This window comes from Caballeronia sp. dw_276 (assembly GCF_018449635.1).
Classification (GTDB): domain Bacteria; phylum Pseudomonadota; class Gammaproteobacteria; order Burkholderiales; family Burkholderiaceae; genus Caballeronia.
The window spans coordinates 82,439-100,299 of the sequence record NZ_JAAVUV010000009.1; the positions used below are offsets into that span (position 1 = coordinate 82,439).

Annotated in this window: 18 protein-coding genes; 10 read left to right on the plus strand and 8 right to left on the minus strand. The window is 60.4% G+C overall.

What is annotated here, in order from left to right; all coding sequences use genetic code 11:
• Nucleotides 1–1,470 carry an ATPase domain-containing protein gene (locus HB633_RS19635; RefSeq protein ID WP_255581019.1) on the minus strand — a complete coding sequence of 490 codons (1,470 nt, stop codon included), beginning with the start codon at nucleotides 1,468–1,470 and terminating at the stop codon, nucleotides 1–3.
• Between the two features lie 213 nt (nucleotides 1,471–1,683).
• Complete coding sequence (locus tag HB633_RS19640; RefSeq protein WP_213779859.1) at nucleotides 1,684–2,433, minus strand: 3-oxoacyl-ACP reductase family protein; 750 nt, start codon at nucleotides 2,431–2,433, stop codon at nucleotides 1,684–1,686.
• Between the two features lie 157 nt (nucleotides 2,434–2,590).
• Here HB633_RS19640 and HB633_RS19645 point away from each other — a divergent pair, with 157 nt between their 5' ends.
• Nucleotides 2,591–3,064 carry an Lrp/AsnC family transcriptional regulator gene (locus HB633_RS19645; RefSeq protein ID WP_213779860.1) on the plus strand — a complete coding sequence of 158 codons (474 nt, stop codon included), beginning with the start codon at nucleotides 2,591–2,593 and terminating at the stop codon, nucleotides 3,062–3,064.
• A 108-nt stretch (nucleotides 3,065–3,172) separates the two neighbouring features.
• Here HB633_RS19645 and sodB read toward each other — a convergent pair whose 3' ends face one another.
• Together sodB and xseA are read right to left on the minus strand one after the other, a co-directional pair.
• Nucleotides 3,173–3,754 carry a Fe-Mn family superoxide dismutase gene (gene sodB, locus HB633_RS19650; RefSeq protein WP_213779861.1) on the minus strand — a complete coding sequence of 194 codons (582 nt, stop codon included), beginning with the start codon at nucleotides 3,752–3,754 and terminating at the stop codon, nucleotides 3,173–3,175.
• 230 nt (nucleotides 3,755–3,984) lie between these two features.
• Nucleotides 3,985–5,361 carry an exodeoxyribonuclease VII large subunit gene (gene xseA, locus HB633_RS19655; protein ID WP_213779862.1) on the minus strand — a complete coding sequence of 459 codons (1,377 nt, stop codon included), beginning with the start codon at nucleotides 5,359–5,361 and terminating at the stop codon, nucleotides 3,985–3,987.
• A 492-nt stretch (nucleotides 5,362–5,853) separates the two neighbouring features.
• On the opposite strand from xseA, the gene lpxK reads away from it, so the two are divergent.
• The 5 genes from lpxK (at nucleotide 5,854) to HB633_RS19680 (ending at nucleotide 9,739) form a co-directional block, all read left to right on the plus strand.
• Entirely contained in the window at nucleotides 5,854–6,870 is a 1,017-nt protein-coding gene (gene lpxK, locus HB633_RS19660) for a tetraacyldisaccharide 4'-kinase (protein ID WP_213779863.1), read from the plus strand.
• The gene (locus HB633_RS19665; RefSeq protein ID WP_060858061.1) at nucleotides 6,851–7,057 is read left to right on the plus strand and encodes a Trm112 family protein; all 207 of its coding nucleotides are present in this window, start codon (nucleotides 6,851–6,853) and stop codon (nucleotides 7,055–7,057) included. The genes lpxK and HB633_RS19665 overlap by 20 nt, the downstream gene beginning before the upstream one ends.
• Before the next feature lie 34 nt (nucleotides 7,058–7,091).
• Nucleotides 7,092–7,901, plus strand: coding sequence for a 3-deoxy-manno-octulosonate cytidylyltransferase (gene kdsB, locus HB633_RS19670; protein ID WP_213779864.1), 810 nt, complete (start codon nucleotides 7,092–7,094; stop codon nucleotides 7,899–7,901).
• Nucleotides 7,902–8,198: 297 nt separating this feature from the next.
• Nucleotides 8,199–8,861: an adenylate kinase gene (gene adk, locus HB633_RS19675; protein WP_213779865.1), complete on the plus strand. Its 663-nt coding sequence runs from the start codon at nucleotides 8,199–8,201 to the stop codon at nucleotides 8,859–8,861.
• 119 nt (nucleotides 8,862–8,980) lie between these two features.
• Nucleotides 8,981–9,739 (plus strand): 3-hydroxyacyl-CoA dehydrogenase, encoded by a 759-nt coding sequence (locus HB633_RS19680; RefSeq protein WP_213779866.1) that lies wholly within the window; start codon nucleotides 8,981–8,983, stop codon nucleotides 9,737–9,739.
• Nucleotides 9,740–9,795: 56 nt separating this feature from the next.
• Here HB633_RS19680 and HB633_RS19685 read toward each other — a convergent pair whose 3' ends face one another.
• Together HB633_RS19685 and murJ are read right to left on the minus strand one after the other, a co-directional pair.
• Nucleotides 9,796–10,641 carry a SirB1 family protein gene (locus HB633_RS19685; protein WP_056355078.1) on the minus strand — a complete coding sequence of 282 codons (846 nt, stop codon included), beginning with the start codon at nucleotides 10,639–10,641 and terminating at the stop codon, nucleotides 9,796–9,798.
• A complete protein-coding gene (murJ, locus tag HB633_RS19690) occupies nucleotides 10,641–12,191 on the minus strand; it encodes a murein biosynthesis integral membrane protein MurJ (protein WP_213779867.1) in 1,551 nt (516 codons plus the stop codon). The genes HB633_RS19685 and murJ overlap by 1 nt, the downstream gene beginning before the upstream one ends.
• A 426-nt stretch (nucleotides 12,192–12,617) precedes the next feature.
• Here murJ and rpsT point away from each other — a divergent pair, with 426 nt between their 5' ends.
• Entirely contained in the window at nucleotides 12,618–12,893 is a 276-nt protein-coding gene (rpsT, locus tag HB633_RS19695; RefSeq protein WP_047845158.1) for a 30S ribosomal protein S20, read from the plus strand.
• Nucleotides 12,894–13,048: 155 nt separating this feature from the next.
• Here rpsT and HB633_RS19700 read toward each other — a convergent pair whose 3' ends face one another.
• Nucleotides 13,049–13,381 (minus strand): DUF3579 domain-containing protein, encoded by a 333-nt coding sequence (locus tag HB633_RS19700; RefSeq protein ID WP_056355072.1) that lies wholly within the window; start codon nucleotides 13,379–13,381, stop codon nucleotides 13,049–13,051.
• Nucleotides 13,382–13,881: 500 nt separating this feature from the next.
• Here HB633_RS19700 and argF point away from each other — a divergent pair, with 500 nt between their 5' ends.
• Entirely contained in the window at nucleotides 13,882–14,811 is a 930-nt protein-coding gene (gene argF / locus HB633_RS19705; RefSeq protein ID WP_213779868.1) for an ornithine carbamoyltransferase, read from the plus strand.
• 122 nt (nucleotides 14,812–14,933) lie between these two features.
• Nucleotides 14,934–16,163, plus strand: a complete 1,230-nt coding sequence (locus HB633_RS19710) for an argininosuccinate synthase (RefSeq protein WP_213779869.1) — start codon at nucleotides 14,934–14,936, stop codon at nucleotides 16,161–16,163.
• Between the two features lie 66 nt (nucleotides 16,164–16,229).
• On the opposite strand, the gene murB is transcribed toward HB633_RS19710, so the two are convergent.
• Complete coding sequence (gene murB / locus HB633_RS19715) at nucleotides 16,230–17,249, minus strand: UDP-N-acetylmuramate dehydrogenase (protein ID WP_213779870.1); 1,020 nt, start codon at nucleotides 17,247–17,249, stop codon at nucleotides 16,230–16,232.
• Between the two features lie 123 nt (nucleotides 17,250–17,372).
• Here murB and HB633_RS19720 point away from each other — a divergent pair, with 123 nt between their 5' ends.
• Entirely contained in the window at nucleotides 17,373–17,858 is a 486-nt protein-coding gene (locus HB633_RS19720; RefSeq protein ID WP_213779871.1) for a YajQ family cyclic di-GMP-binding protein, read from the plus strand.
• Nucleotides 17,859–17,861 lie beyond the last annotated feature (3 nt).

Below are 17,861 nucleotides of genomic sequence, written 5' to 3' on the forward strand. Positions count from 1 at the left end.
CTACGCGTCCTTCAGGCTGGATGCCCCGAGCATCGCTGCGTCCCCACGGTACGACGGCAACCCAGCGAGCACGCCCTCGAAGTCGCGCAATGCTTCGCTAACCTGAATTCCGCCCGGGGCCAGGCGGAATTGCCGGATCGTGCGTTCGTGCGCGCTGCCGCGACTCTTCACGGCGGCGAGGGCGGTCAGGACTTCGCCCTGATGCTCGAAGTAGCGGAACAGGATCATGGAATCGCTCAAATAGCTGATGTCGATATCCGTCTGCACTTCGCCCACGATTCCGTGCTGCCCAAGCACGAGCATGGTCACCACGCCGCGCTGGTTTAGGTAGCCCAGCAGTTCATGCATTTGCAGCAACAGGTAGCGCTCGCCGGGCATCGCCTGGAGGTACGCGTTCAGGCTGTCGATGGCCACGTAGCGCACGCCGTCTTCTTCAACGGCCTCGCGCACCTCGCTCGTGAACTGCCCCGGCGACATCTCCGCCGGATCGATCTGACGCAACGTTAGCTGATCGTTGTCAAGGTAAGGCGTAAGGTCCATCCCGAGCGCTTTCGAACGCAGCAACAGCGTGCGCAGGGTTTCATCGAAAAGGTAGTACATGCAGCGCTCGCCGCGCTCCAACGCCGCCATTAGGCAGCACACCACGGTGGTCGTTTTCCCCACGCCGGACGGCCCGATCAGCAACGTATTCGTACCAGGAATCAGGCCGCCGCCGAGCAATGCGTCGAGACCATCCGATCCCGTGCTCAATGGCGTGCTGGAGAAATCCGCGTGATGCTCGGCGGCGATCAGACGCGGATATACCTCAATACCACCCGTTTCCAGCGTGAAATCGTGGTAGCCCTCGCGAAACTTCAGGCCGCGCATTTTCGCCACGCGCAGCCGGCGACGCGCGCCGCCGTAGTCATGCACGAGCTGATCAAGGCTGACCACGCCGTGCGCGATGCTGTGAAGCTGGAGATCGCTCGGGTCGGAGGTGTTGTCGTCGAGCAGGAAGACCGTGCAATCGCGCGTGGCGAAGTAGCGCTTCAAGGCGAGGATCTGGCGTCGGTATCGAAGCGGGTTTTGCGACAGCAGCCGCAACTCCGACAAACTGTCCAGCACGATCCGGACAGGTTTGATGGCTTCGACCTGGTGCATCACGTTTTTGACGGTCTCGCCGAGCTCGACTTCCGCCGGATGCAGGACGGACTGCTCGTACTCGGGGTCGAGCCCCTCGTCGGAAAGCAGCTCGACAATGGAGATCGCCTCGACGTCCCAGCCGTGGGCGTCCGCCACGGCAAGCAGTTCCGAGCGCGTTTCCGAGAGCGTAATGTAAAGCCCGGCTTCGCCTAGCTCGGCGCCTTTAAGTAAGAATTGCAGCGCCAGTGTGGTTTTGCCAGCCCCGGGAGACCCTTCGACCAGATACACGCGATTCGGCGTCAACCCGCCGCCGAGGATGTTGTCCAGTCCTTCAACGCCCGTGGACATTCGCGGCGTAGCCGGAAACGGTTGGCGTTTATTTCTCATAGTAATGAAAGTCGAAGACGCGCAGTCGCAGTACGGCAAGGCGGGAGCAAGGAACAGGCCACGGACCGTGGCGCGCGCATCTGCAGTACTTTGTATTGCGCTTTCGAGACTGTCTGCCGATGCCGGAACCAACGCTTTTTACCCTCCCAGTTGCTTGCGGCTCGGCTGCTACGCTCAGGCGCTCGTGCCGCCATCGACCTTGAGGTTCGTACCCGTTATGAACGCCGCCTCCGGGCTGGCCAACCAGGCGACGAGGCCAGCGACGTCATCGCCCGATCCGTAGCGACCCAGCGCGATCGAGCTCCTGATACGGTCCGCCATTGGACCGTCGGCGGGATTCATCGCCGTATCGATTCTTCCGGGCTGGACGTTGTTGATGGTGATGTCGCGGCTTCCAAGATCCCTCGCCAACGCACGTGTCATGCTGGCGACCGCGCCTTTGGTCGCGGCGTAGACAGACACGCCCGGGATCGGCATGTAGTCGCTGCTGACGCTTCCTATGTTGATGATCCGCCCGCCTTTCTCCATGAAGCGCAGCGATTCCTGAATGGCGGCGAACAGGCTCTTGACGTTGATGGCAAGCATTTGATCGATGTGTTCCAGCGAAAAATCATCGATCAGGCCAATGCGGAACATCGCGGCATTGTTGACGAGAATATCCAGTCTCCCGAAGCGCCTCGCCGTCGTCGCGACCGCAGCCTTCACCGCGTGCGCGTCCGCACTGTCGGCACGGATTGCCAGACCACGCGTGCCCAGATCCGCGATCACGCTTTCTGCGTCTTCCTTCGAGCTAAAGTAGGTTATCGCCACGGCCGCGCCCTCGTTCGCGAGACGCCTTGCAATTGCCGCACCTATTCCGCGCGAACCGCCCGTCACAAAAGCTACTTTGCCATCCAGTTTTCCATTTGAAAATGTCACAGTCATTCCTTTCGATTGCGTCTTCCGTTCGCCTCACCACGAGCCACGGCACGCAATAATGGTAGCTAGAATGCACCCGCGATTTGTGCCAAACTCAGCCATTAATCCATATAGAATTGGTAAGGAAAGATGGATTTCATAACCTTTGTGGCAGGAATAGCCAATGAAACTCGATCGGGTCGATGTCGATATCCTGCAGGCGCTCCAACGCGACGCTCACGTCAAGGCCGCGGATCTCGCTGAATCGCTCGATATCTCCGTTTCGCCGCTTTATCGACGAATCCGGCTGCTCGAGGAAGCGGGCGTCATTACGAAATATGTGTCGCTACTGGATCAGGAAAAGGTGGGATTTCCGATCAACGCGTATGTATCGGTGGCGATCGAAAAATCCGCGGAGAAGCTGGCCGCTTTCGAGCGCGCCATCCTGAGTTGCGAGGAGGTGATGGAGTGCTATCTGATGACCGGCGCATTCGACTACATGGTGCGCGTGGTGGCGAGCGACATGGCGGGTATCGAGCGTTTTGTCATGACGCGGCTCGCGACTATTGCCGGTGTTCGGGACGTCAGCACTTCGATCACCCTGCGGCGGGTGCAGTACAAGACGGTGCTGCCGGTGTGCCGTCACCACGGCGCTTGACCAAAAAAAGCCCTCGCATGGAGGGCTTTTTAGTTCGGACGCGGCATGAATTTTAGACCCCAGGCCGTTCCGAAGCGTTACAGCTAAAACCAACGACTTCAGGAAACCTCAAGCACCAAAATTCTTCGATGCAAATTCCCAGTTCGCGATGTTCCAGAATGCTTCGATGAACTTCGGACGCGCATTGCGGTAGTCGATGTAATACGCGTGTTCCCATACGTCGATGGTCAACAGCGCCTTCGCGTCCGTGGTCAACGGCGTGGCCGCATTGCTCGTCGAGACGATATCGAGCGAACCGTCCGTCTTCTTCACGAGCCACGTCCAGCCCGAACCGAACGTGCCGGTCGCGACCTTCGCGAACTCTTCCTTGAATTTGTCGAACGAGCCGTACTTGGCGTTGATTGCGTCAGCCAGCGCGCCGGCCGGAGCGCCGCCACCCTTGGGCGACAGGCTGTTCCAGAAGAACGTGTGGTTCCAGACCTGGGCTGCGTTGTTGAACACACCGCCCGATGCCTTCTTGACAATTTCTTCGAGCGGCAGATTTTCGAATTCGGTACCCGGAATAAGCTTGTTGAGGTTCGTCACATAGGTTTGGTGATGCTTGCCATAGTGGTACTCAAGCGTTTCTTCCGACATGTTCGGAGCGAGTGCGTTCTTTTCGAACGGCAACGGCGGGAGGGTATGTTCCATGGTGCGAGCTTCCTTCTATGTTGAATTATGGGGGACGTGAGGAGTGAAGCAATGGAGCACTCGATTGTAGGCGAGTTGGGATAACCCCGCAAATTGCGGGTTTTTATGAGCATTATCGATTACGAAGCATTAACAGCGGCGTAAAAAATGCTCCAGCAGACGTGCTATCCCGTCAAAACTACGGGCCTTTTCGCGGCCGCAATCTAACCTGCGCATCACGCGTGCCGCACTCAGAATTCGTCCGATAAACGCGGTTGAACATCGGCGAGTACAACGTCCGCCGCGCCTTCAGCGAGATGCACGGTCAGCGGCCGCTTCGGCTTGAGCGCATTCGGCGAACGCACTGCGCGCCCCGACTGTGCATCGATCAACGCAGCGTAGCCACGTTCGAGCGTGCGTTGCGGGCTCAGCACCTGCAATCTCGCCGATAACTCCGACACCCGCGCCACCGCGCGTTCATGCCTGCGCCCTTGCGAGTCGCCAAGACGCTGCGCGAGGCGCATCAGATGTTCACGCTCGGCGGCGAGATCGGGACGCCAGCGCTGCCAGCGCATATGCACGAGCGCGAAGCGCGCGCGGGCATCGCGCACCGGACGTGCGCCAGCGGATGCAAGCCGCGCCGTCAGTTGCCGCAAGTGAACGCGTTGGCGTTCGAGCCGCTCGGCCGGGCTGACCAGCCGGCGTGCAAGCCAGTCGATCTGCTGCGCGCGCCGTTCCATCATCCGGCCAAAACCACGCGCAAGCGACGCATGCCGATGGTCCAGATCGCGCAGCAGCAACACGCGTTGCGGGCTGACGAGTTCGGCCGCCGCCGTGGGCGTGGGCGCGCGGACATCGGCGGCGAAATCGGCGATGGTGAAATCCGTCTCGTGGCCCACGCCGCTGACAACGGGCATCGCGCTTTCGGCGATCGCGCGCGCAAGCACTTCTTCGTTGAAGGCCCACAGGTCTTCGATAGAACCGCCGCCCCGGCACACGATCAGCACATCGACTTCGCGGCGCGCGCTGGCTTCGTCGACCATAGCGGCGAGTTTCGCGGCCACGCCTGCGCCCTGCACCGGCGCCGGATAGACAATCACCGGCACGTGCGGCGCGCGGCGCGAAAGCGTGGTCAGCACGTCACGCAAGGCGGCGGCCTGCAACGACGTCACGATGCCGATCGCGCGCGGATGTTGCGGCAGCGCGCGCTTTCTTTCGGCGGCGAACAAACCTTCGGCTTCGAGCTTGGCCTTGAGCCTCAGGAACGCTTCGTACAAGCGCCCCTGCCCCGTCCGCCGAACCGCTTCCACGCCGAGTTGCAGCTCGCCGCGCGGTTCGTACATCGTGACAAGTCCGCGCACTTCGATCCGGTCGCCCTCGCGCGGCGTGAACTCGGCGTATTGCGCGCGGCCGCGGAACATCACGCAGCGCATTTGCGCCTGCGCGTCCTTGATCGAGAAGTACCAGTGACCGCTCGCGGCTTTCGTAAAATTCGAGACTTCCCCCGATACCCAGACCAGCGGAAACGAGCGTTCGAGGATCGAACCGATCGCGCGATTGAGCGCGGAAACGGGGATGACGGCGTCGGCGCCGGAGGTATCCGCTGGGGCGAAAGAATCAGTGCTCATCAAGGGGGAAAAGGCCAGTTGATTGCGGTGGAAAAGCCGCGGAAGCTTATCCGATCGGTCATCGAAGTGTAGCAAGTGTCCACAATGCACAAGTTACCGAAATTAGGTACACACAAATGTGAAGCTCGCGTGAATTCAGAATAAGCCATTGTTTTCAAAGGATTTGCGCTCCCACATTTATTTTTAAACCGATGCAAGTCCGGCCCGATGCCGAATTCCGGCCGAGGAGCGTCAACTTGTTCACAGAGTTATCCACAGGACGGCCTGTGTAAAACTGTGCACTGTGCCGCCGTCCCTCCGACTGGCGCCGAGCGCACTGCCGCGCTAGAGTGCCGGGTTCGAGGATCGCCCGTCGACCGCTTTCCGTTTGCTCATTTTGGAGAACCGCCCCGATGCAAAGGTGCCGGCCTTTACTCTCAGCGTTATCGCTTTGCCTCATGCACCGGCCAATCCAGTTCCGAGCTTTTCCATCGATTAAAGGAAGGGCGCGCCATGTCTGATTTCAAACCGCCGATCGAAAATTTTCTCGCCCGCGAATGGCGCAGGCGCGGCTGGGTCGCGTGGTCGTTGACGCCGTTTGCGGCGGTTTTTGGATTGATCGCCGCCATTCGACGCGGCTTTTTCGCGCTCGGCTGGATCAAGCAAACCAACGTAGGCGTGCCCGTCGTCGTGGTCGGCAACGTGACTGTGGGCGGAACCGGCAAGACGCCGACCGTGATCGCGCTCGTGGAAGCGCTGCGCGCCGCCGGCTTCCAGCCGGGCGTCGTCTCGCGCGGTTATGGCGCGAAGATCCACGAAGCCACGCGCGTCACGCCCGAAAGCAAACCCGCGGAAGTCGGCGACGAACCCCTGCTGATCGCCCGCCGCACGCACGCGCCCGTGATGGTTTCGCCCGATCGCGTGGCGGCGGCGCAGGCGTTGTTGAAGGCGTATCCATCGGTGGATGTGATCGTGAGCGACGACGGCCTGCAGCATTACCGCCTCGCGCGCAGCTTCGAACTCGTCGTTTTCGATGACCGTCTCGGCGGCAACGGTTTCCTGCTCCCGGCGGGCCCCTTGCGTGAATCGATGTCACGGCATCGCGACGCGACGCTCATCAACAGCCCTTATGAACGCGCGCTGCCGCCATGGCCGAACACGTTCTCGCTCGATCTGACAACCGGCGACGCATGGCTGCTCGATGACCCCGCCGTCCGCCGTCCACTCAAAGCGTTCAAGGGCGAGCGGATCGTGGCGGCGGCGGGTATCGGATCGCCGGAACGGTTTTTTGCATCCCTGCGCGCAGAAGGCCTGACGGTCTCGACCCGTGCGTTCCCCGACCACTACGATTACCGCGACAACCCGTTTGCCAGCATCGATGCCGATTCGATCCTGATCACCGAGAAGGATGCAGTAAAATTCGGGGCCTGGCGTGACGCGCGCATCTGGGTCGTTCCCGTGGAAGCCGTGCTCAAACCCCGCCTCATCGCATTAGTTGTGGAGAAACTTCGTGGACGCACGCCTGCTTGAAATCCTTGTCTGCCCGATTTGCAAGACCCAGCTCACTTATGACCGCGCGGCGCAGGAACTGATCTGCAACGTGGACAAACTCGCGTACCCGATCCGCGACGGCATTCCCATCATGCTGCCCGACGAAGCGCGCCAGACGGTCGAAGGCACGCCCGTCGATCCGCTGAAACCCGTCAGCGGCAACTGATCCTTCCTGAACGTCAAACCGCGAGCGCCAAGCCATGAACGCCCACACGCCGATCGTGCCGCCTTTCATCGCCGTCGTGCCTGCGCGGCTCGCGTCCACGCGGCTGCCGGACAAGCCGCTGGCCGATATCGGCGGAAAGCCGATGGTCGTTCGCGTCGCCGAGCGCGCGCGTTTGTCCGGCGCGCTGCAAGTGCTGATCGCAACGGATTCGCCGCGTGTCGTCGATGTCGCGAAGGAACACGGTTTCGACGTCCTGCTGACCCGCGCCGATCACCCGAACGGCACGGATCGTCTCGCTGAAGTCGCCACGCATTTCGGCTGGAACGACGAGACCATCGTGGTCAACGTGCAAGGCGACGAACCGCTGATCGACCCGGCGCTCGTGCGCAACGTGGCGGCGCATCTGGCGGCGCATCCGTCGTGCGCCATCGCAACGGCGGCACATCCCATTCACGATCCGGCCGACGTCTTCAATCCGAACGTCGTGAAAGTCGTGCTCGATGCAAAAAGCGTCGCGCTCTATTTTTCGCGCGCGCCCATTCCGTGGTCGCGCGATGCATGGCAGAAGGAATGGCCAAACGTGGCCGTGCTGACTTCGCGCCCGCCGATTCCATCGAACGTATTGCGGCATATCGGGCTGTACGCGTACCGCGCGAAGTTTTTGCGGGCTTATCCCACGCTGAGCGTGGCGCCCATCGAAGAAGCCGAAGCGCTCGAACAGCTTCGCGCGCTCTGGCACGGCGAGCGCATCGCGGTCCTGATCACAACCGACGCACCCCCGCCAGGTGTCGATACCCCCGCCGACCTCGCCCGCGTACGTGCGCTGTTTCCGGCTTCGTCCTAACGCGCTGAAGCACTTTCATACAACTCGCGTTAACCCCGCCACGCCCCACATAACAAGCCTTTGCGGCCTTTTTTCGGGTCGCCATTGTGACGATGCATGGCATAATCGGCCGGTAGCGCGAGCCTTCCGGTCAGCGCCTTTGCTCCCGAGCGCCCATGTCGACTGGTGCCGCGCCGTCTCCCGAATTCGGCTCGTCGCGCCTCGTTTCGGGCGTCTCCCGGGCAAACGCAGATAGCGGCCGGACGCCAGATAAGCCTCGCAGCGAGAGCGGTTTCTATTCGATTCGGAGATATCACCATGCGTTTGATCCTGTTGGGCGCCCCCGGCGCCGGCAAGGGCACCCAGGCCACCTTCATCAAGGAAAAGTTCGGCATCCCGCAAATCTCGACGGGCGACATGTTGCGCGCCGCCGTGAAAGCAGGTTCGCCGCTCGGCGTGGAAGCCAAGCGCTTCATGGACGCGGGCGAGCTCGTGCCGGACACGCTCATCATCAACCTCGTGAAGGAACGCCTGCAGGAACCGGACTGCGCGAACGGCTATCTGTTCGACGGTTTCCCGCGCACGCTTCCCCAGGCCGACGCCATGAAGCAGGCGGCTGTTGCCATCGACTATGTGCTGGAAATCGATGTGCCGTTCGCGGACATCATCGAGCGCATGAGCGGACGACGTTCGCACGCGGCGTCGGGCCGCACGTATCACGTCAAGTTCAATCCGCCGAAGCAGGAAGGCAAGGATGATGTGACCGGCGAGCCGCTGATCCAGCGCGACGACGATAAGGAAGAGACCGTGAAGAAGCGGCTCGACGTGTACGTGGCGCAGACCAAGCCGCTGATCGACTACTACAACAACTGGTCGAAGCACGGCGATACCAACGGTCTGAAGGCGCCGGAATATCGTCGTATTTCGGGCCTTGGTACCGTTGATGAAATCCGCCAGCGCGTGTTCGACGCATTGACCTGATTCAACGCCCAGGCGCCGCAAGCACGCCTTCCGAGACCCGCTCGTGCTTCACCGGCCGAGCGGGTTTTTTGCTTTTTTGCAGATCTCTTGGCACATAACCACATTGAGGAGCACACAGCATGGATATCCAGGACAACGTTTTTCTCGTCACCGGCGGCGCATCGGGTTTGGGCGCGGCGACGGCGCAACTGATCTGCGATCAAGGCGGCAAGGTCGTGATTGCAGACATGAACGAAGCCGGCGGCGAGCAGCTCGCGAAGGAACTCGGCGGCGTGTTCGTGAAGTGCGACGTGAGCCGTGAGGAAGATGGCCAGCGCGCCGTGGACGCGGCGATTCAACTCGGCAGCCTGCGCGGCCTCGTGAATTGCGCTGGCATTGCGCCGGCGGCCAAGACCGTCGGCAAGGACGGCCCGCATTCGCTCGATGTGTTCGCGAAGACCATCGGCGTGAATTTGATCGGCACGTTCAACATGATCCGTCTCGCCGCTGCCGCCATGTCCAAGAACGAACCGAACGCGGCAGGCGAGCGCGGCGTGATCGTCAGCACCGCATCGGTTGCGGCCTACGACGGCCAGATCGGACAGGCGGCGTACGCGGCATCGAAGGGCGGCGTGGTCGGCATGACCCTGCCGATCGCGCGTGACCTGTCGCGCAACGGCATTCGCGTGATGACCATTGCGCCGGGCATCTTCGAAACGCCGATGCTGCTCGGCATGCCGCAGGAAGTGCAGGACGCGCTCGGCGCCATGGTGCCGTTCCCGTCGCGCCTCGGCAAACCCAATGAATACGCGATGCTCGTCAAACATATCTTCGATAACCCCATGCTCAACGGCGAAGTCATCCGCCTGGACGGAGCAATCCGGATGCAGCCGAAGTAAACGAAAAACGGCGGCGCATCTGGAAGATGTGCCGCCGTTTTTTCGAAGCGAAGGGATCAATCGCTGTCGTGCTGTGTCCGCTGCCTGAGTTCGTGTAACTCCGTCTCCACGACGGTTGCGTCCTCGGCGTCCGGCCGATCATCGAGGTATCGGCGCAGGTCTTCCATAGCCGGGCGCAGATAATCCAGACGCGCATAAGCGAAACCGCGATCGCGCACTTCTTCGATGCTTCCCGGCATCAGGATCACGAGCCGTTGTTGCACGGCGAGCAAACGCTGCCAGCGCTCCGTCTGCAGATAGATGCTTTTCAGATTGCGCAACATCCGTCCGATGATTTCACGCCGCGTCGCCGGCTGCAACAACACGCGCAACGCGCTGCCGATCGACTCGCCAACCCGCTGCACGTAGGGCTCGAGCATTTCGACCATCGCGGATTCGGACAACGAGTGTCCGGTGGTCGGATCGAGCATGACATCGCCTTCCGGCGTGGTCACGCGCAACAGGAAATGCGCCGGAAACGACACGCCGCGCACGGGAATACCGAGCTGCTCGCTCATCTCGAGATACACCACGGCGAGCGAAATCGGAATGCCGCGCCGGCGTTTCAGCACCATGTTCAGGTGACTGTTATCCGGGTCGTAATAATCGTTGAGATTGCTGGTGAAACCCAGCTCGCGGAAGAAAAACCTATTCAGCACGCCGACTTTCTGCTTGATATCGGCGTCGTCCGGCATGCGCCGGCGAACCCGTAGCACGAGCTCGTCGATCTCGGCCAGCACGCCCTGCAAATCGAGGTCGGGATACGCGTCCTGCGCGAGCGACAACGCCGCCTCCGTGAGGGGCAGACTGTCGTCCTCCGCCACCAGCGAAGTGAAATAGTCGAGCATGCGCGTCGTCGTCATCACAGCGTTCGCCTTCTGAAATACGCGTATTTAAAGCCCATTGCGGAGAGCATACCGAAATATAGCGCAGCGAATACAACCAGGCTGGCCCCAAGAAGCGCGATGCGTTGCAGCGGCGCGGCGCGCATGCCGATCCAGTCGAAGTTGCCTGATACCCAGTGCATTACTCCCGCCAGCACGAGGCATGCCCCGACCAGTTGGGCGAAGAAACGCGCCCATCCGGGCGACGGCTGATAAATGCCGCGCTTCCTCAAGCCGATAAACAACATGGTCGCGTTCACGCACGCACCGAGTCCGATCGACAAGGTCAAACCGGCGTGCGCGAATATCGGTACGAAGACCAGGTTGCTGAGCTGAATTGCAATCAACACCAGGATGCCGATGATCACCGGCGTCTTGATGTCCTGCTTCGCGTAGAAGCCGGGCGTAAGGATCTTGATCAGGATCAGCCCGACCAGGCCGATGCCATACATGGCCAACGCGCGGCCGACCATGACGACGGAGTTTGCATCGAATTTGCCGTAGCCGAAGAGCGTTGCCGTGAGCGGCTGGGCGAAGAAAAACAGCGCAACGGCGCTCGGAGCGGCCAGCAGGAAGGTGATGCGCAGACCCCAGTCCAGCAGCGCCGAATATTCGACCGGATCCTTGTCCACATGCGCCTTCGAAAGGCTGGGCAGCAGGATCGTGCCGAGTGCGGCGCCGAGCAGCGCGCTCGGAAACTCCATCAGCCGGTCGGAATAATTGATCCATGACACCGCGCCCGGCCCGAGCCGCGACGCAATATTCGTGTTGATGATCAGGCTCAGTTGCGCGACGGACACGCCGAAGGTCATCGGCACCATCTTGATCAGCACGCGTTTGACGCCAGGATGCCGCAGCGCCTTGACAAAATTCCAGCCGATGCGCGGAATCATGTCGATCTTCTTGAGCCCCGGCAGTTGCACGAGAAACTGCAGGATCCCGCCGGCGATCACCGCATACGCCAGCGCATAGATAGGCACTTTCAAATGCGGCGCAAGAAAAACCGCCGCCACGATAAACGACACGTTGAGCAGCACGGGCGCGAACGCGGGCAGCGAGAATTTCCGGTACGTATTCAGCACCCCCGACGCCAGCGACGTCAGCGAGATGAAGATAATGTACGGGAACATGATCTGGGTCATGGTCACCGCAAAACCGAACGCGCGTCCATCGTGTTCGAGGCCGGAAGCCACGGCGAACACGACCCAGGACGCGCCAGCCACGCCCGCCAGCGATACCACCGCGAGCGCCCAGGCGAGCACGGTGGACATGGCGTCGACGAGTGCCTTGGTCGCGTCGTGGCCCTCCGTGTTCTTGAACTCGGCGAGAATCGGCACGAAGGCCTGCGAGAACGCCCCTTCCGCGGACAGGCGCCGCAGCAGGTTCGGAATGCGGAAGGCGACGTAGAACGCGTCGGTGAATTGGCTGGCGCCGAAGGCGCGCGCGATCAGCGTTTCGCGGATCAGGCCGGTCACGCGGGAAAGCAGCGTGAAACCGCTGACCGTCAGGAGGGCTCGGATTAGATTCATGGGGCGCTCATTATACGGGCGGCACCACGAACGCAACGCGTTGCAACATTTCCCGAATCGTTAGAATTTGCAACGATGGTGGTATCTTATGCAGCCCGGCCGTCACCGGGCGTGGCCGCGCCGCGACTCCGGACGAACGTGCCGCGCTTGCCAGCCCCATGATTTCGTTGCTATAATCGCCGGTTTCGAAGCTCCTGAATCCGCGTTTGGCACGGGTAAGCAACTGCCAGGCACTGCGGTTTCGCGTCTTCTTTCGACGTTTTTTGCGCTTTCGGGCAATCGATCCCGGGAGTTTGATCATAAACAGCGCAACGGATTGACCTCGTTTTATCTTGTGCGGAGCCGGGCCGGCATTGAGCTGGGCTCGCTCCGGAAGCTAAACGGGAAGCGCTGAAACACATAGCTGGAACAGGATAAGGAACCGTCATGGCAAATACCGCACAAGCTCGCAAGCGCGCCCGTCAAAGCGCGAAAGCAAACTCGCACAACTCGGCACTGCGCTCGAAGTTCCGCACCGCCATCAAGGCAGTTCGCAAGGCAATCGACGCCGGCGACCAAGCCAAGGCTGCGGAAATCTACAAGACGTCGGTCAAGACCATCGACATCATTGCGGACAAGCGCATCGTTCACAAGAACAAGGCTGCTCGCCATAAGAGCCGTCTGTCGGCTGCGATCAAGGGCCTGCAAGCACCTGCTGCTTAAGGATTCCGGTTGCGGTCTGCGCGCCTCAGGCGCGACAGGCTTTTGCTTTTTGCGCTGAAATACCAAGGCAACAAAAGCAGCAATAAAAAAACCCGCTCTGGCGGGTTTTTTGTCGTGTGCTTGCCAAACGGCTTCAACGTCGAGGTAGCCCTTCCCTATGAACCCTGCTGCTGGGTTCCATGATGCGGCGGCAGCTCGCAGGCTTCCGTCACGAGCAGGTCGTTGTCCTTTGCGAAATTCATTACGAAATCGAACGCCATGGGCTCGATTTCGCGCAGGCGCGAGTCGAGGATCACCGTCTTCACGTTGCCGAGCAACGTGGGGCGCACGTAGATGGAGTACGTCAGCCGGGCATTCGGCCCGCGCTTCTTTGGGCCATAACCCGACATCACGCCGCAGAGCCGCTCCGACCAGTCACTCGGCCGAAAGGTCTTGCCGTTCGACGTAACGCCCTGGATAAAGTATTCGGTTGGGGTTGTTTCGGCCATGTAGGAATACCTGTTTGACGACCAGCGGAAACCGCCGGCAAACGCGCATGCTCGATTGACAAGTTGAACCGGAAGGAACCGAGCCTGGCTCATTGACCCCGGGTTGCAGTCAAGCCTCGCATGGAACCACATCCATTTTCGACGCGATCTGCGGCTTCCTTGTGGCGGCATGCGGCAAGCATGTCCGCAAACTCCGTGGGTACGGCTGCCAAAGGATACGGCGAGATGCAAGAGCCGCTTTGAAGCCGTACTGAAAGCAGTCGAAAGGAGTCAGGACTGCCGGAGAAACGAGGCCGATTATACAGCAGAGGGCCTTTTTCCGCACTGCACACAAAGGCGCTGAACCGCGCCAGACGGGCCGTAAGACCACTTTCGACAACAAGCGTTCGCTTGTGGCCACCTCGTCAAATGGCAAAAATTCCTTTATGCTGAAATTCGATACCACCACGACGGCGGCGCCGTCCGGCGCAATTGCCGGCTGAAGCCGCCGTACGCATTTCATGACCGAAAAAAAAATTCGCCACTATCTGCAGTTCAAGGATTTCTCCCTCGACGACTATGACTACGTGCTCGAACGTGCACGCATTCTGAAACGCAAGTTCAAGAGCTACGAGACATATCATCCGCTGCACGACCGAACGCTGGCGATGATCTTCGAGAAGAACTCGACGCGTACGCGGCTGTCGTTCGAGGCGGGTATCTTCCAGCTTGGCGGCCACGCCGTATTTCTCAGCACGCGTGATACGCAACTGGGACGCGGCGAACCTATCGAAGATGCGGCGCAGGTCGTGTCGCGCATGGTCGACATCATCATGATCCGCACGTTCGGCCAGCACATCATCCAGCGCTTCGCCGAAAATTCGCGCGTGCCGGTGATCAACGGCCTGACAAACGAATATCACCCGTGCCAGGTTCTCGCCGACGTCTTCACGTACTACGAATTGCGTGGCCCTATCGCGGGGAAAACCGTGGCCTGGGTCGGCGATGCAAACAACATGCTGTACACGTGGATCGAAGCTGCGCAGATTCTCGGCTTTAAACTGCGCCTCTCCACTCCGCCCGGCTATACGCTCGATCCAAGCCTGGTGGCGCCGGAAAGCGCGCCGTTCTATGAAGAGTTCGCCGATCCGAACGATGCCTGCACCGGTGCCGATCTCGTCACCACGGACGTCTGGACCAGCATGGGTTTCGAAGCCGAGAACGAAGTCCGCAAGAAAGCCTTTGCCGACTGGTGCGTCGACGCCGACATGATGGCGCGCGCCAATCCCGACGCGCTGTTCATGCATTGCCTGCCGGCGCATCGCGGAGAAGAAGTGAGCGCCGAGGTGATCGACGGCCCGCAAAGCGTCGTGTGGGACGAGGCAGAAAACCGTCTGCACGTTCAGAAGGCGTTGATGGAATATCTGCTGCTCGGCAAACTCAATCATTGAGATTGGTTTGAAAAGCCGCGTCGTCCCGAAAATGCGGAATGACCGCCATTTAGTGTCAAAATAGCGGTTTTCCGCGCGCTGAAAGCCCGGCGCACACCGTTTTCCAGCCATACGAGTTCACCATGAGCGATATCAAAAAAGTCGTGCTCGCCTACTCGGGCGGCCTCGATACCTCCGTCATCCTGAAGTGGTTGCAAGACAACTACGACGCCGAAGTCGTGACGTTCACCGCTGACATCGGTCAGGGCGAAGAACTCGAACCGGCGCGCAAGAAAGCGCTGCAACTCGGCATCAAGCAGGACAATATTTTTATCGAAGATCTGCGTGAGGAGTTTGTCCGCGACTTCGTGTTCCCGATGTTCCGCGCGAACACCATCTACGAAGGCGAGTATCTGCTTGGGACGTCGATCGCGCGTCCGCTGATTGCGAAGCGCCAGATCGAGATCGCCCGTGCCGTGGGCGCGCAGGCCGTTTCGCACGGTGCGACCGGCAAGGGTAACGATCAGGTTCGTTTCGAACTGGGTTATTACTCGCTCGAACCAGGCATCAAGGTGATCGCGCCGTGGCGTGAATGGGATCTGCTCTCGCGTGAAAAGCTGCTGGCTTACGCGGAAAAGGCGGGCATTCCTATCGAAATGAAGCACAAGCAAGGCGGCGCGCCCTATTCCATGGACGCGAACCTGCTGCACATTTCGTTTGAAGGCCGTCATCTGGAAGACCCGAAGGCCGAAGCCGAAGCCGATATGTGGCGCTGGACGGTCGCACCGGAAGATGCGCCGGACGCGCCGGAGTATCTGGATATCGAATTCGAGAAGGGTGATCCGGTTGCTTTGAACGGCAAGCGCTTGTCGCCGGCCGACATGCTGACCGAACTGAATGCGCTCGGCGGCAAGCATGGCATTGGACGGCTGGATCTGGTCGAGAACCGTTATGTCGGCATGAAGTCGCGCGGTTGCTACGAAACGCCGGGCGGCACGATCATGCTCAAGGCGCATCGCGGGATTGAGTCGATCACGCTGGATCGTGAAGTCGCGCATCTGAAGGACGATCTGATGCCGCGTTACGCCGCGCTGATTTACAACGGCTACTGGTGGAGCCCGGAGCGCCGCGCGCTGCAAGTGCTGATCGATCACACGCAAGACAAGGTGAACGGCTGGACGCGCGTGAAGCTTTATAAGGGCAGCGTGACGGTGGTCGCGCGTGACTCGAAGGAAACGCTGTTCGACAAGAACATTGCTACATTCGATGACGACGGCGGCGCCTACGATCAAGCCGATGCCGGCGGGTTTATCAAGCTGAATGCGCTGCGGATGCGAATTGCTGAAAATGCGCGTCGCAAGCGTGGTGGCTGAGCATTAGTAAAAAATGTGAAAATCCCGCCTCCCGGCGGGTTTTTTTTAGGCCTTTAGCGCTGCGTTTTAAAGGCAGACCGGCTCCGCTTCCAGATCCACGCCGAAGCGCGCGTGGACGTCACGTTTGATGGCGTCGGCGAGTTCGAGGATTTGCGCGCCCGACGCGCCGCCGCGATTCACCAGCACCAATGCCTGCCGGTCGTGCACGGCAGCCCCGCCAATTGAGCGGCCTTTCCAGCCGCATCGGTCGATCAGCCAGCCAGCCGCGAGCTTGAACTGCCCGTCCGGTTGCTTGTACGACACAACTTCCGGTTCCTGCGCCTTCAACGCATCGAACGCGGCCGCGCTGATAACCGGATTCTTGAAGAAGCTTCCGGCGTTCCCAAGCACGCGCCAGTCGGGCAACTTTGCCTGCCGGACGGCGACGACTGCGTCGAAGATTGCCTGGGAATTGTCCGCCGCACCGCTTTCCAGCACGCGCGCGATGTCCGCGTAGTCCGCGCGTGGCGTCCACTTTTTCGGCAGACGAAACGTCACCGACACGATCACAAAACGCCCGCGCCCTTCGCGCTTGAAAAAGCTGTCGCGATAACCGAACGCGCACGCTTCGCGATCGAATTCGCGCGTTTCTCCCGTCAATAACTCGATGGCCCGCAAGCGCTCGAAGCGCTCGCCCATTTCAAGGCCATACGCGCCGATGTTCTGAATCGGCGCCGCGCCTACCGTGCCGGGAATCAGTGCGAGGTTTTCGAGTCCGGGAAAGCTTTGCGACAAGGTCCACGCAACGAATTCGTGCCAGTTTTCTCCCGCGCCGGCTTCGATGTAGACGGCTTCGTCGTCTTCGTCGATTATTCGGCGATCGCGCAAGTCCATCAGCAACGCCACGCCATCGAAATCCTTTGTCAGCACGACATTGCTGCCGCCGCCGAGCACCAGCCGCGCCTGGCCTTTGAGACGTTCGTCCTGAGCCAGCGCCGCGATCTGGGCTTCTTCCGTCAGGCGGACGGCGTGTTTGGCGCGGACATCGAAACCGAACGTGTTGTGCGCGAGTAGCGGGTAGTCGGAGAGGAGTTCGTACTCGGGCATTGAGGCAACACTATGAGTGGTCTTGGGCAAACCGGGACGGCATCGGTAGAATGACGTTGGTTAGTGATTATAGCGAGTGCGTGCAGGCAGTCTGGCGCCTCGCCTCAACGAAGGGGAATGCAAATGCCATCGTTTGACGTCGTCAGCGAAGCAAACATGATCGAGGTGAAAAACGCCATCGAGCAGTCGAACAAGGAGATTTCCACGCGCTTCGACTTCAAGGGCTCTGACTCGCGCATCGAGCAAAAGGAACGCGACCTGACTCTTTTTGCCGATGACGATTTCAAGCTCGGCCAGGTCAAGGACGTGATGTTGTCGAAGCTGGCAAAGCGCAACGTGGACGTGCGATTCCTGGATTACGGCAAGATCGAGAAGATCGGTGGCGACAAGCTGAAGCAAGTGGTCGAGGTCAAAAAAGGCGTGACCGGCGATCTGGCGAAGAAGATCGTCAAGATGGTCAAGGACAGCAAGATCAAGGTCCAGGCGAGTATTCAGGGCGACGCCGTGCGCATCAATGGCACGAAGCGCGATGACCTTCAGAGCGCAATCGCCATGCTGAAGAAGGACGTGACGGACGCGCCATTGGACTTCAACAACTTCCGGGACTGATGT